The organism is Klebsiella sp. LY (assembly GCF_004010915.1).
Classification (GTDB): Bacteria; Pseudomonadota; Gammaproteobacteria; order Enterobacterales; family Enterobacteriaceae; genus Klebsiella; species Klebsiella quasipneumoniae.
In genome coordinates this window covers 251,554-265,251 of sequence record NZ_CP022444.1, presented here as the reverse complement: position 1 = coordinate 265,251, position 13,698 = coordinate 251,554, and the positions used below count along the sequence as shown (strand labels likewise).

Annotated in this window: 16 protein-coding genes; 3 read left to right on the top strand and 13 right to left on the bottom strand. The window is 58.5% G+C overall.

The window, feature by feature from the left end:
• Window position 1 precedes the first annotated feature (1 nt).
• The 10 genes from CE636_RS04045 to blr form a co-directional block, all read right to left on the bottom strand.
• Window positions 2-700 (bottom strand): electron transport complex subunit E, encoded by a 699-nt coding sequence (locus CE636_RS04045; RefSeq protein ID WP_017900824.1) that lies wholly within the window; start codon window positions 698-700, stop codon window positions 2-4.
• A gap of 2 nt (window positions 701-702) precedes the next feature.
• Window positions 703-1,323: an electron transport complex subunit RsxG gene (rsxG, locus tag CE636_RS04040; RefSeq protein ID WP_004202852.1), complete on the bottom strand. Its 621-nt coding sequence runs from the start codon at window positions 1,321-1,323 to the stop codon at window positions 703-705.
• Between the two features lie 10 nt (window positions 1,324-1,333).
• A complete protein-coding gene (gene rsxD / locus CE636_RS04035; RefSeq protein ID WP_017900822.1) occupies window positions 1,334-2,386 on the bottom strand; it encodes an electron transport complex subunit RsxD in 1,053 nt (350 codons plus the stop codon).
• The gene (gene rsxC / locus CE636_RS04030; RefSeq protein WP_117146237.1) at window positions 2,387-4,648 is read right to left on the bottom strand and encodes an electron transport complex subunit RsxC; all 2,262 of its coding nucleotides are present in this window, start codon (window positions 4,646-4,648) and stop codon (window positions 2,387-2,389) included.
• The gene (gene rsxB / locus CE636_RS04025) at window positions 4,641-5,219 is read right to left on the bottom strand and encodes an electron transport complex subunit RsxB (protein WP_004202846.1); all 579 of its coding nucleotides are present in this window, start codon (window positions 5,217-5,219) and stop codon (window positions 4,641-4,643) included. Before rsxB ends, rsxC begins: the two co-directional genes overlap by 8 nt.
• Window positions 5,219-5,800, bottom strand: coding sequence for an electron transport complex subunit RsxA (gene rsxA / locus CE636_RS04020; protein WP_002907658.1), 582 nt, complete (start codon window positions 5,798-5,800; stop codon window positions 5,219-5,221). The genes rsxB and rsxA overlap by 1 nt, the downstream gene beginning before the upstream one ends.
• Window positions 5,801-5,878: 78 nt before the next feature.
• Window positions 5,879-6,319, bottom strand: a complete 441-nt coding sequence (locus CE636_RS04015; RefSeq protein ID WP_004202845.1) for a DUF2569 domain-containing protein — start codon at window positions 6,317-6,319, stop codon at window positions 5,879-5,881.
• Window positions 6,320-6,394: 75 nt separating this feature from the next.
• Complete coding sequence (gene ydgT / locus CE636_RS04010) at window positions 6,395-6,610, bottom strand: transcription modulator YdgT (RefSeq protein WP_004202843.1); 216 nt, start codon at window positions 6,608-6,610, stop codon at window positions 6,395-6,397.
• Between the two features lie 215 nt (window positions 6,611-6,825).
• Window positions 6,826-8,196, bottom strand: coding sequence for a GH1 family beta-glucosidase (locus tag CE636_RS04005; RefSeq protein WP_017900465.1), 1,371 nt, complete (start codon window positions 8,194-8,196; stop codon window positions 6,826-6,828).
• A 115-nt stretch (window positions 8,197-8,311) separates the two neighbouring features.
• Window positions 8,312-8,449, bottom strand: a complete 138-nt coding sequence (gene blr / locus CE636_RS04000) for a division septum protein Blr (RefSeq protein ID WP_012541534.1) — start codon at window positions 8,447-8,449, stop codon at window positions 8,312-8,314.
• A gap of 190 nt (window positions 8,450-8,639) precedes the next feature.
• Here blr and CE636_RS03995 point away from each other — a divergent pair, with 190 nt between their 5' ends.
• Window positions 8,640-9,680, top strand: coding sequence for an oxidoreductase (locus CE636_RS03995; RefSeq protein ID WP_004202837.1), 1,041 nt, complete (start codon window positions 8,640-8,642; stop codon window positions 9,678-9,680).
• Window positions 9,681-9,715: 35 nt separating this feature from the next.
• Here the strand turns inward: CE636_RS03995 and add are convergent, their stop codons facing one another.
• Both add and CE636_RS03985 read right to left on the bottom strand, forming a co-directional pair.
• A complete protein-coding gene (gene add / locus CE636_RS03990) occupies window positions 9,716-10,717 on the bottom strand; it encodes an adenosine deaminase (protein WP_004202835.1) in 1,002 nt (333 codons plus the stop codon).
• A gap of 157 nt (window positions 10,718-10,874) precedes the next feature.
• On the bottom strand, window positions 10,875-12,029 hold the full coding sequence (locus tag CE636_RS03985; protein ID WP_025999263.1) for an MFS transporter: 1,155 nt from the start codon (window positions 12,027-12,029) through the stop codon (window positions 10,875-10,877).
• Between the two features lie 194 nt (window positions 12,030-12,223).
• Between CE636_RS03985 and CE636_RS03980 the strand changes: the two genes are divergently transcribed.
• The gene (locus CE636_RS03980; RefSeq protein ID WP_017900466.1) at window positions 12,224-12,688 is read left to right on the top strand and encodes a winged helix-turn-helix transcriptional regulator; all 465 of its coding nucleotides are present in this window, start codon (window positions 12,224-12,226) and stop codon (window positions 12,686-12,688) included.
• Between the two features lie 230 nt (window positions 12,689-12,918).
• A complete protein-coding gene (locus tag CE636_RS03975) occupies window positions 12,919-13,104 on the top strand; it encodes a hypothetical protein (RefSeq protein WP_004202827.1) in 186 nt (61 codons plus the stop codon).
• Between the two features lie 9 nt (window positions 13,105-13,113).
• Here CE636_RS03975 and CE636_RS03970 read toward each other — a convergent pair whose 3' ends face one another.
• On the bottom strand, window positions 13,114-13,482 hold the full coding sequence (locus tag CE636_RS03970; RefSeq protein ID WP_004202826.1) for a hypothetical protein: 369 nt from the start codon (window positions 13,480-13,482) through the stop codon (window positions 13,114-13,116).
• Window positions 13,483-13,698 lie beyond the last annotated feature (216 nt).

Sequence of the window (13,698 nt, the reverse complement as noted above, 5' to 3'; positions counted from 1 at the left end):
GTTACGCTTTCCCTGTCGCGTCAGACGGGGCGACAGCGTCGGCCCGGGCCGCCTGCGCCTTCCGCTGCTTGCTACGTTCATCGATAAGGTATTTTACCGCCAGCATCATGCCGAGGCCAATAAAGGCGCCTGGCGGCAGCATAGCCAGCAGGAAAGGGGTGTCCGTATGGAAAACCTCGATGCGCAGCACCTTTGCCCAGCTGCCAAGCAGGCTGTCGGCGCCGTCAAACAGCGTGCCATTGCCGAGGATTTCGCGCAGGGAGCCCAGCACGAACATCGCGCAGGTGGCCCCCATACCGATAGAGAAACCGTCCAGCGCCGACAGCGCCGGCCCTTTTTTGGCGGCAAAGGCTTCGGCGCGGCCCACCACGATGCAGTTGGTGACGATAAGCGGGATAAATATCCCCAGAGACTGATACAGACCGAACGCATAAGCGTTGATCAGCATCTGCACCACGCTCACTACCGAGGCGATGATCATCACGTAGATCGGGATGCGGATCTCCGCCGGGGTCCAGCGGCGCAGGCTGGAGATGGTCAGGTTGGTCAGGGTCAGCACCAGGGTGGTCGCCAGACCCAGCCCAAGGGCGTTGGTGGCGGTCGAGGTGACTGCCAGCAGGGGACACATCCCTAACAGCTGAACCAGAGCGGAGTTGTTTTTCCACAGACCCTGGACGATGACGTCTTTAACTTCGCTCATGGTTACTCTCCACAGGCGCTGAATTCAGGAAGTTGCGCAGGCAGCGTTTGTGCATACAGGCCTGCGCGCTTAACGGCATTGACCACCGCCCGGGGGGTGATGGTGGCGCCGGTGAACTGGTCAAAATCGCCGCCGTCTTTTTTGACCGCCCAATGGCTGTCGCCCTGACCGTGGATGACTTTCCCGGCAAAATGGGTGATCCAGTCCGACAGGCGAAGCTCGATTTTATCCCCCAGACCCGGGGTCTCATGATGCTCGGTCACGCGGGTGCCGAGGACCGTGCCGCTAAAATCGGCGGCCACCAGCAGCTGGATCGCTCCGGAATAGCCGTCCGGCGCGGTGGCTTCCATGACCGCGCCAATCGGCTGGTCGTTATTTTTGGCGATCCACACTTTATGCTGGCCTTTGCCCAGCGCCGGGGCGCTGACCAGATAGCAGCTCTTGAGCAGATCGTTATTATAGCGGTCGGCAGGTAAAACCTGGTCGAATAACGCTTTTTGCTGCAGGGCCGCCTGCTGGTCGATGGTGCTTTTGGTCAGCTCATTGATTGCCGCCGTTAGCCCGGTGGAGCCGGCGGCAAAAAGCGCCAGCGTGACGCCGTGTTTTCGCATCGTTTTTAACATCATCGCTCTCTCAACGGTGGCCATACACGCGCGGGCGCGTGTAGTAATCGATCAGCGGCACGGTAATATTCGCCAGCAGAACGGCAAACGCCACGCCGTCCGGGTAACCGCCGAAGCTGCGAATAAGCCACACCAGCAGGCCGGCGAGGGCGCCGAAGATCAGACGTCCGCGGTTGGTTGTCGAGGCCGTCACCGGGTCGGTCAGAATAAAGAAGGCGCCAAGCATGGTGGCCCCGGAGAATAAATGCATCTGCGGCGAGGCCAGACTCTGCGGCGAGAAGATCCAGCCGAGGGTTGCGCACAGGCCAAGGCTGACGAGGAAGCTGACCGGGATATGCCAGCGGATCGCCTTCTGCCACAGCAGAAACAGACCGCCCGCCAGCCAGGCGATATTCACCCACTGCCAGCCCAGCCCCGCCAGAACGCCGCCGTAAACCGGCAACTGCAGTACCTGCTGGACGCTATGCCCGGCATGCAGGGAGGTTTTGAAGGTATCCAGCGGGGTGGCCTGACTGATGCCGTCGATACCCAGCCGCAGGGTGGCCATGTCGTTTCCGACGGCGGTATGACCGGTGAAGATCATCTGCAGCGTATCGCTGAACGTCGGGATATGGGCGGCAATCTCGTAAGAAGGCAGCCAGGAGGTCATCTGCACCGGGAACGAAATCAGCAGCACGACGTAGCCGATCATTGCGGGGTTGAAAGGATTATGGCCGAGTCCACCGTACAACTGCTTGGCGATCACTACGGCAAAGGCGGTGCCGAGCACCACCATCCACCAGGGGGCCAGCGGCGGAATACTCACCGCCAGCAGCAGGCCGGTGAGCAGGGCGGAGTTATCCCTCAGGGTGGCCGCAACAGGCTGTTTGCGCAGTTTGAGAATAGCGGCTTCCGTTGCCCAGGCCGTCAGGGCGGCGAGGACAATCTGCAGGACGGTGCCCCAGCCGAAAAACCACGTCTGGATCACAATACCAGGCACGGCGGCGAGCAGCACCAGCAGCATAATGCGCGAGGTCTGCCGCTGGTTATGGGTATAGGGGGAGCTTGCGATTCTGAAAACCATTTATTCCTCGTTAACTGCCTGCTGTGTTGCTTTGCGCGCCTGAACGCGAGCGATCGCCGCGGCGACGGCCGCTTTGCGTGGGTCGTCATTGGCTGCGGTTGACGCAATATCCGCCTGGGCAGCCTGCTGTTCGGCTTTGCGCGCTTTGGCGCGGGCGATAGCGGCCTCCACCGCGGCCTTGCGCGGGTCGACCGGCTCGGCTGGCGGGGTTTCCGCCGGCGCGGCCTGCTGTTCGGCTTTGCGCGCTTTGGCGCGGGCGATAGCGGCTTCCACCGCGGCCTTGCGCGGGTCGACCGGATCGGCTGCCGGGGCTTCCGCCTGGGCAGCCTGCTGTTCGGCTTTGCGCGCTTTGGCGCGGGCGATAGCGGCTTCAACCGCCGCCTTGCGCGGGTCGACCGGCTCGGCCGCCGGGGTTTCCGCCGGCGCGGCCTGCTGTTCGGCTTTGCGCGCTTTGGCGCGGGCGATAGCGGCTTCCACCGCCGCCTTGCGTGGGTCGACCGGCTCGGCTGGCGGGGTTTCCGCCGGCGCGGCCTGCTGTTCGGCTTTGCGCGCTTTGGCGCGGGCGATAGCGGCTTCCACCGCCGCTTTGCGTGGATCGGCAGCGTCGGTCGACGGGGATTCCGCCGGCACGGACTGCTGCTGCGCTTTACGCGCCCGGGCTTCGGCCTTCCGCGCTTCGCGGGCGGCAATCGCCTCGCTGTTATCCGGTCTGGCGCCGGCCTGAATCACGATAGGCTGCGCTGCGTCGCGCTGTTTATCACGTACCCGGGCCAGGGCGGCGTTAATCGCATCCTGATCTTTGGCGGCTGGCTGGACGGCGGCTTTTTTATGCCGCTCGGCGCGGGCCGCTTTCTCACGCTCCAGGCGCGCCTGTCGCGCCTCGAATCGCGCCTTGGCTTCCGCAGCGCGCTGCTCTTCCAGACGAATCGCCGCGATCTCGGCTTTCTCCTGGCGGAAGTACTGCACCAGCGGAATATTGCTTGGGCATACCCACGCGCACGCGCCGCATTCGATGCAGTCCGCCAGATTGTGAGCGGTGGCTTTATCGTGCTGCTGGCCTTTGCTGAACCAGTACAGCTGCTGCGGCAGCAGATCGGCCGGGCAGGCGTCGGCGCAGGCGCTACAGCGAATGCAGCCTTTTTCTTCCTGCGGCTCGCCCATTTCGCTGGCGGAGGGCGCTAAGAGACAGTTGGTGATCTTCACTACCGGGACGTCGAGCCCCGGCAGAGTAAAGCCCATCAGCGGGCCGCCCATGATCACCATCGGCTCAGCGCTGGCGCAGAATCCGGCGTCGTTCAACAGATGGCGCACCGGCGTGCCAAGGCGCGCCCAGACATTGCCCGGCCGGGTTACCGCCTCGCCGGTGAGGGTGACCACGCGCTCGGTTAACGGTTCGCCGTCAATTACCGCGCGTTTCACCGCGTAGGCTGTACCGACGTTCTGCATTAGCACGCCAATGTCCGAAGAACGACCGCCGTGCGGCACCTGTTTCCCGGTGAGAATCTGGGTGAGCTGCTTGGCGCCACCGGAGGGGTATTTGGTGGGGATCACGCGCAGCGAAATGCCATGGGCGTCGCAGAGTACCGCCCGCAGCATGGAGATGGCCTGCGGCTTATTGTCTTCAATGCCGATCAGCACCTCGTCAGGCTGCAGAATGTGGGCGAGGATGCGGATCCCTTCGACAATCTGCGCCGCGCAGTCCTGCATCAGGCGGTCGTCCGCCGTGATATAGGGTTCGCACTCGGCGGCGTTAATGATCAGCGTTTTAATTTTATCGCCGCCGCCGCGCAGTTTACTGCCGGTGGGGAAGCCGGCGCCGCCGAGGCCGGCAACGCCAAACTGGTGGATGCGCTCAATCAGCGCTTCACGTGTGCGGGTCTGGTAGTCGCTCCAGCCGTCGCGTTCGATCCAGCGGTCTTCGCCGTCGGCGTCAATGATCACGCTCATCTCCGCCAGCGCGGATGGATGGGCGGTGGTGTGCGGGGCGATAGCGGCAACGGTGCCGGAGGTGGGGGCGTGAACCGGCAGCATTCTTCCCCAACCGCGGGTTAGCGGCTGGCCGCGCAGCACCCGGTCGCCTACTTTGACGCACAGTTCGCCTTCGGCGCCGATGTGCTGCTTCAGCGGGATCACAAAGCGCTGCGGCAGGGAAACCTGGCGCAGCGGGGTGCCGTTTGACTGGGTTTTCATCTCCGGCGGGTGAATACCGCCGTTAAAATCCCAGACTTTGTCTTTTCGGAAAGCGGAAAATAGCTTAAACATGTTGTTCCACAGGAATATTTCGCACCGGGATCGTGTGCAGATCCCATTTCCAGGTCTCCGGGGTGGTCGCCACCGGAACGAGTGAAATGCACTGGGTCGGGCAGGGGGCAACGCACAGGTTGCAGCCGGTGCATAGGTCGCTCATCACGGTATGCATGGCGCGGGTCGCCCCGACAATGGCATCCACGGGACACGCCTGAATACATTTGGTGCAGCCGATGCAGTTCGGCTCGTCAATCACGGCGAGCATGCGGGCCGGCTCGGCTGCCTGCTCGTCGCCATCGACAGGCTGCGGGTCGACGTTGAGCAAGGCGGCGATTTTTAACATCACCGCTTCACCACCCGGCGCGCAGCGATTAATTTTCTCACCCTGCACGCCCACCGCTTCCGCATAGGGGCGGCAGCCAGGGTAGCCGCACTGCCCACATTGGCTCTGCGGTAACAGTTCATCAATTTTTTCCACCACCGGGTCGTCCTGCACCGCGAAACGGCGCGACGCATACCCCAGTATTAAGCCGAAAATCAGCCCTAACAGGCTGATGGCGATCACGGCTATCCAGACTGCGCTCATTACAACTTCACCAAACCACTAAAGCCCATAAAGGCCAGAGACATTAAACCGGCGGTAATCAGCGCGATGGCATTACCGCGGAACGGCGCGGGGACATCGGCCACCACCAGACGTTCGCGGATCGCCGCGAACAGCACCATCACCAGCGAGAAGCCGACGGCGGCGGCAAAGCCGTACAGCGCCGACTGCAGGAAATTGTGGCCCAGGTTGATGTTCAGCAGCGCCACCCCGAGCACCGCGCAGTTGGTGGTGATAAGGGGCAAAAAGATGCCCAGCAGGCGATAGAGCGCCGGGCTGGTTTTACGCACCACCATCTCAGTGAACTGGACCACCACGGCGATAACCAGAATAAAGGCCAGGGTACGTAAATAAACCAGATTTAGCGGGATAAGGATCCAGGTATCAATCAGCCAGGCGCAAATAGAGGCCAGGGTCATCACGAAGGTGGTGGCGAGCCCCATCCCCATTGCGGTTTCCAGCTTTTTGGAAACCCCCATAAACGGACACAGGCCAAGGAACTTCACCAAAACGAAGTTATTGACAAGGACAGTACCGATAAAGAGCAGTAAATAATCAGCCATCATGCGACCTGAAACGAAAAAAAGCCGCTTATTATCGAATAAAACGATACCGGCGACAACAGGTTAAGTGTGGGGTTATTACGGATTAACAAAGGTCCGTTTTACCCGCTGTGAACGGCGAAAATAGGGCGCCAGCAGCGCGGCGGCCAGCAGCGGAAACAGTAGCTGACGCAGTGCAAGGACATCCGAAACGGGGGAGAAGGCAAACGCCTTTATCGCCAGCAGCAGCGTAATGAGCAGCCAGATAATATAGTGTTTCGGCACCAGCGAGCGCCGCTTGAAAAAGGCGATGGTCAGCCAGAGCGTATAAAACCACATGGCGAGGGCAAACAGCAACGAGGCGACCCACAGCGCCATGTGTCCGGTGCTCATGGCGCGCAGCAGGGCCCAGGTTTGCGGCGACATGAGGGCATTGGCAAAAAACAGCAGCGATAACGAGGCGCTCAGCAGCGCCACCAGCAACCAGGCCAGCGGTGCTAGCAGCCATCCGCCGATGCGTTCCGCAGATTGAGACGTCATGGTTCTCCCCTATTTAACGCCAGTATATAAAAGCAGGCCGGGAAGTATAAGCAACTGGCGTGAAGGATGACAGTCTTACTGCACGAATCGCCAAACGGATTTAGGCACCTGGCCCACATCGAACAATTTACCGCCGGAAACCAGCTCTGCCCGGCGGTGATCGGCGGCGCGATACATATTAACGATCTCTTCGGTGTCAGTCAGGGAGTAGTTAAGGTGATCAAATAGTTTTTCAAGACTTTCCAGCGAACTGATTTTGCGGAATTTTAATAAATAGTCCAGAACGGTCATTTTCGTATCCATTTTATAATCGGAATAATTACGTTGAATATTATCAGCATTCACTAAACCTACTCTCAACCAACGGCGCCTTCTGCCGGGGCCGCGTGGAATGTTTCAGGTTATATAAACCCATGACAAGGGGCAAAGCCAGCCTTGAAGAGCAGGGAGATGTTTAAGAATATTCTAAATCAGACCGGGCGCCGAATGGCGCCCGCAGGAGAAGATTAACGCTGTTCGCCGCGACTGGCAATAACAGATTTGTACCAATAAAAACTCTTCTTTCGTTTCCGTGCCAGATTTTGCTGGTGGTCCACATAGACAAAGCCATATTGCTTTTGATATCCGTTGAGCCAGCTAAGCAGATCGATAAACGACCAGGGATAATAGCCGCGAACGTCAGCTCCCTGCGCCAGCGCCTTTTCCAGAGCGCCAATATGGCTGCTCAGGTAGTCGATTCGCGGATCGTCGACCACCTCACCGGCAATAATCGGGTCTTTCGCTCCCAGGCCATTCTCGGTGATATAGATCGGGATATCGCCATAGCGCGCCTTGATCATCATAATGCCGTCGGTTAGCCCCTGCGGCCAGATCTCCCAGCCCCATTCGGTATAAGTGCTCTGCGGATTACGCACGAAATAGAATAACCCCTCCACGCCAGGCTCGCCGCCGGTGGGGATTTCGGGCGGCTGGGCGGATACCGTTTCCCGACGATAGTAATTCAGACCGATAAAGTCACAGCGGTTGTCTCGCAGCAGCGCGTCGTCGCCTGGAGCAAAGCGCGGTACTCCCCACAGGGCTTGAGTCTGCGCCAGCAGAGCAGCAGGATAGGTGCCTTTTAGCACCGGATCGTACAGCCAGTGGGTATGGATGGCGTCAGCCAGGTCGGTAGCCTGCCTGTCCGCCTCGCTGTCGGTGAGCGGGGTATGCGGCTGCAGCACATTGACGAAACCAATCTCGCCCGCCACGGCCATCTCGCGAAACGCCTTCACCGCCAGCGCATGGGCGATAAACACGTGATGACAGGCCTGGATGGCGCGCGCCGGATCGCGAACGGCCGGCGGATGCAGGCCGTTAATGTAGCCGTGGCCGATAAAGACGATGGTCTCGTTAAAGGTAGCCCACAGCTTCACCCGCGAACCAAAGCGGGCGTAGCACAGGCGGGCGTACTCGGCGAAGGCTTCGGCGGTGCTGCGTGCTTCCCAGCCGCCCTCATCCTGCAGGGCCTGCGGCAGGTCCCAGTGATAGAGGGTAATCATCGGCTCAATATTATGCGCCAGCAGTTCATCGATCAGATCGCTATAAAACTGCACGCCTGCTTCATTAACCTCGCCGCGCCCGGTGGGCAGCAGGCGCGGCCAGGAGATGGAAAAGCGATAGCTCTGCAGGCCCATCTCGGCCATCAACGCCACGTCTTCGCGAAAACGGTGATAGTGATCGACGGCGATATCGCCGGTGGTCCCTTCAAAGGTGGTTCCCGGCAGGTGAGAGTAGATATCCCAGATTGACGGTCCTTTACCGTCAGCGTCGTGCCCACCTTCAACCTGATACGCTGCGGTAGCGGCACCCCATAAAAAATGTTGCGGAAAAGCGGCCATGAAAAAGCTCCCAGTCTGATGATAGAGGGAGTGTAATCAAAGCAAGGATAACTGTGCAACCGGTTTCTGAAACCGGTTGCACAGTTGCGAAGCGGATCACTGTTTCACGGCGGCGCTACTTTGTCTGCACCACATCCGCTGGCGGTGGCGACTGGTAGTTATCAATATGGTGCGCGATAACCAAAAGCAGTGCGGAAATCCCAAAAACAATCCAGCCAATAAGTTCTACAATACGAGTAAAAACAGTCGTCATAACACTTCAATATCCTTTGAACACAGTGGGAAATGTTACTCTATGGTCAGCAGATCACAAGGGGTATCTGTCTGATTTTGCACGCATGCGTTAAAACCTTAAGTGAAAAAATGATAAGTTTTATTCACGTTTTGTAAGAATATTCTCATTGGTCAGATATTGACATCAGCTGAATAAGAGAGGCGGTTAAATGAGTGATGCGATCCGGGTGGGGCTGGTGGGCTATGGCTATGCCAGCAAAACGTTTCACGCGCCATTAATCAGCGGCACGCCGGGCCTGGCGCTGACGACGGTCTCCAGCAGCGACGCGGCCAAAGTTCATGCCGACTGGCCTGGCGCGAAGGTGGTCAGTGCGGCGGGTGAATTGCTGAACGACCCGGAGATCGATCTGGTGGTCATCGCCACGCCGAACGACACCCACTTCCCACTGGCGAAAGCGGCGCTGGAGGCCGGTAAGCACGTGGTGGTGGATAAACCCTTTACCGTGACACTGTCACAGGCTCGTGAGCTGGAGAGCCTGGCGAAGCACTGTGGCCGGGTGCTGTCGGTATTTCACAACCGGCGCTGGGACAGTGATTTCTTAACGGTCAGAACGTTAATCGACGAAGGCCTGCTGGGAGAGGTGTGTTACTTCGAATCCCATTTCGACCGCTTCCGCCCGCAGGTACGCCAGCGCTGGCGGGAACAGGCGGGCCCCGGGAGTGGAATTTGGTATGATCTCGGACCGCATCTGCTCGACCAGGCGGTGGTGCTGTTTGGTCTGCCGGTGAGCATCACGGTGGATCTCGCTCAACTTCGGCCCGGCGCGCAATCCACCGACTATTTTCACGCGGTGCTGGCCTATCCACAGCGGCGGGTGGTGCTGCACGGCACATTGCTCGCCGCCGCGGAGAGCGCGCGCTTTATCGTCCACGGCTCGCGGGCCAGCTTTATCAAGTACGGTCTCGACCCGCAGGAGGAGCGGCTGAAAAATGGCGAGCGTTTGCCGCAGGAGGACTGGGGGTATGATATGCGTGACGGTACCCTGACCCGCGCCGAAGGCGACGAACGTAGCGAGGAGACATGGCTGACGCTACCGGGCAATTATCCCGCTTACTATGCCGCTATCCGCGATGCGCTCAATGGGGTGGGAGAAAACCCGGTTCCGGCCAGCGAGGCGATTCAAATCATGACCCTGCTTGAGCTCGGTATCGAGTCGGCTCGGCATCGCGCCACGCTCAGCCTTGTGTAAGAGATAGCCCGGCAGCGCGGCTGCCGGGCCGGCTATCAGCCTTTAGCCACCCGCTGAATGAGCGCGGCTTTTTCCTGTTCGCTCAGAAACGCCTGGGTCAGACCATTGATCTGGGCCTGGCGGATCTGCTCCCGGCTCAGGCCCGCCGCCGGCGCCGCCACGGTGTATTCGTGGATAATATCGACCCCCTGGACCGCCGGATCGTCAGTGTTGAGGCTCGCCAGCACGCCGTGCTCAAGGAACTGCTTCAGCGGATGCTGGGCCAGAGAGGGTACGGTGCTGGTTTGCACGTTCGAGGTGAGACAGGATTCAATCCCGATGCGGTGCTCGGCCAGATAGTCCATCAGGGCGGGATCCTGTACCGCTTTTACCCCGTGGCCGATACGCTCGGCGCCCAGCTCACGAATGGCCTGCCAGATACTTTCCGGGCCGGCCGCTTCGCCAGCGTGAACGGTGATATGCCACCCGGCATCGCGGGCCTGGTTAAAATGACTGAGGAACAGCGCCCCCGGGAAGCCCAGCTCATCGCCAGCGAGGTCGAGGGCGGTGATGCCATCGCGGTGGGCGAGCAGCGCCGCCAGCTCTTCCTGACAGGCCGCTTCGCCAAAGGTGCGGCTCAAAATGCCGATCAGGCGGGCGTCGACCTGAAAATCGCGGCACCCCTCACGTACCCCGGCGATCACTGCCTCTACCACGCCGTCAACCGGCAACTGGTGGGTCATCGCCATATAGCGTGGGGAGAAGCGCAGCTCCACGTAGTGCAGGCCATTGCGCGCCGCGTCTTCGACGTTCTCATACGCCACGCGACGGCAGGCTTCCAGCGAGGCCAGGACTTTCACCCCCCAGTCGAGCTTGGCGAGAAAACTGACCAGATCGGGCTCCAGGCTGGTGACCTGGACGTGGGGACGCAGCGTGTCAAGGGTGGTAGCGGGAAGGGTGATATTAAACTCGCGGCCAAGATCGAGGATGGTTTGGGCCCGGATGTTACCGTCAAGGTGGCGGTGAATGTCGGTTAATGGCAATGAGGAATCAATCATGGTCGCACTCTTTTTTTAGTTAAAGTGCACGTCATTATACAACATGAGCATAACTGTTTAAAAGCATTGAAAAAATCTATGCGATACAAACAGCTGGGGGCAATCAGGTCATTTTTACGCGATTTTTGACTGGCCCCTTCAAAACAGGGGCCGAATGTCATGATCGACGCGATCCTGACCAGACAAGAAAAGCACACGCGCTGACCGCGGCACCCGCAAGGCATACCGCCTGCCATCCCCAGTGGGAATAAAGCTGTGTGGCAACGATAGCCCCTGCCGCGCTACCCAGCGAATAAAAACACATGTAAGCCCCAACCAGGCGGCTTGCCGCTGCAGGCCTGGCGGCAATGATCAGGCTCTGGTTAGAGACATGTACGGCCTGTACCGCAAAGTCCAGCGCAATGACGCCAACTAACAGCCAGAGCAAAGAGGTTTCAACATAGGCGATAGGCAGCCATGAGAGAGCCAGCAGCGCCAGCGCCAAGCCGGTAGTACGCTGAGCCCATCCCTGGTCAGCCCACTTTCCCGCTCTTGAGGCGGCCAGCACGCCAGCGATGCCGGCTAAGCCAAACATCCCCGCCTGGGTGTGCGAGAGGGAAAGGGCGGTAAGCGGCATGACCATAGTTGTCCATAGCATGCTGAAGGCGGCGAAGATAAGAAGCGCCAGGATGCCGCGCTTTCTCAGTTGCGGTTCAGTGATATATAGCTGAAACACTGACTTCAATAAGGAAAGGTAGGTGGACTTTTGTGGCTGCGATTGCTTTGAGGGCGAAGGCATGACCTTCCAGACGACACCGGCCATCAACAGCATCATACAGGCAGCCGTGAGATAAACGGCTCGCCAGCCGGCAATATCGGCTATCGCGCCTGAGATAAACCGAGACAACAGGATGCCTGAAACAATTCCGCTGGTCAGGGTACCCACCGCCTGGCCTCGTTTCTGCGGTGTCGCCAGTATTGCCACCCACGCCACCATCAACTGCACCACAACGGCCATCAGGCCAACGATCAGCATGGCGCCAAGCAGAGTGGCTATATTGGGGGATAACCCTGCTACAACTAACGCCGCCGCTGAAAGCAACAGCTGAGTCATCGCCACGTATTTACGGTTCAGCCAGTCCCCGAGCGGAACCAGGAACAGTAAGCCAATGGCATAGCCCAACTGCGTAGCGGTGATGACGCCGCCAATCATGCCTGGCGCCACCTTGAGGCTGACCGCCATCGAGTCGAGTAAAGGTTGAGCTGAATAAACGTTGGCTACCGCCAGCGCGCAGGTCAGTGAAAACAACGTCGTTATCCCTGCGGTGAGCATCGCGTCAGGGGCTGACGCGGTTTGAATTCCGTGGCCGGTACACCTGCTTGTCTTATCTTTCATAAGAGACCTTCTATCTGGTTGCTTTTTAAAACTCGTTTACCTATAGAAATAGCCATAGTGGTTTTTTTTTGCAACTGGTAAAACGGAAGATTAAGCTAGCATTAGTAGACAGATTGATGAGGAGCGCGCAGATGGCAAAACAGGAATCACTCAGAACCAGTGAATGTCCGGTGGCGAGAACGTTGGAATCAATTGGTGAACGCTGGTGCCTGATGATTATCCGCGAAGCATTTGACGATGTACGGAGATTCAGCGAGTTTCAAAAAAATTTAGGGCTGGCCAAAAATATCCTTGCCGCGCGCCTGAAGCACCTGGTCGAGATCGGTATTTTCGAGATTTTACCGGCATCGGATGGCAGCGCATATAAGGAATACGTCCTGACTGAAAAGGGGCGCTCCGTGTTTCCCATTGTTGTGGCGATGCGTCAATGGGGAGAGCGTTATATGTTTGAGCAGGGAGAAACCTACTCTGTCCTGCTGGATAACGAACACTGCCAGCCGCTTCAATATCTGGATGTGCGTTCCGCTCAGGGAGATAAATTGCAACCAGGCGACTGTCATCGCCGGCGCGTTGTATCAGATACCAGCGCCGAATAATGTCGTGAAGGGTTTGCGGGATTCTAGTGAGAATACGATCGTACCGCTAAAGGGTTGTGGAACAATCCTGACCTATTTTTTGCGCACTGCTTCTGATGCTAACTCCCCGGACGCGTAACAGTGACCCGCCGCCAGCCGCATAATCATTTACATTTATATTTTATTTGAATGTATTCATGTTACATATTAAATTCTGCTTACTTTATCGACGATGAGGCAGGGATGCGGATGTGGAAAGCGTAATCCATAATAATATTGAGGGTTTTCTGCTGTTGTTATTAAGCATGTGGCCCATTCTGCTGGTGGTATTCGTTGGCGTCGCGATCTCCTTCTATACCATGCTGTTACGCAAAACGGCGCTGGCCTGCCTGCTGTTCGCCGTCGCCATCGGCGCCGCAGGCTGGAGCTTTGCCTGACGCCAGGCCTCAGGGTTTATCCAGCAGGCTCATACTGGAGGTAGCGGCGCCATCATTCAGATTGGACGGCGAATGCCAGTCGCGACCCGCCAGGGCGCTGTCTCCCTGACCACTACTGGCGACGCTGTCCTGCTGTGTCGACAGCGTTGACCCTTCAAGCGCTTCCTCTGCCCCCGACTGGTCGGGCAGAGAACTGCTATACCCGCCATTATTCGAATACGTATCCATACCGTTGACTTCATTCGGCACCGTGTCGGTAGTGGTCCCGTCATCGTTAATGCAAAATGAGCCGCCGATGCCGTTAGGCTGACAGTCCGCGGCGAAAGTCGGGCTGGCCAGCGCGGTCAGCAGCAATAGCGGTAAGCTGATTTTCTTCATTTTCATCTCCATACGCAGCGTGGCCGACAGATGTTCTCAACTATAGAAGGGAGAGCGCGGCGGCAGGTAACAAAAATGTTTAATTTTGTAATAGCGGATGGTATCCGGCGCCCGTTTGCGTGGTCCGGGTGCAGCGGCTCAGCACAATGCGGTAATCAATTGTTAATTCAACGTAAAGGTTAATGAAAATTTAAGAGAAGGCCGCTATGTTGGCAC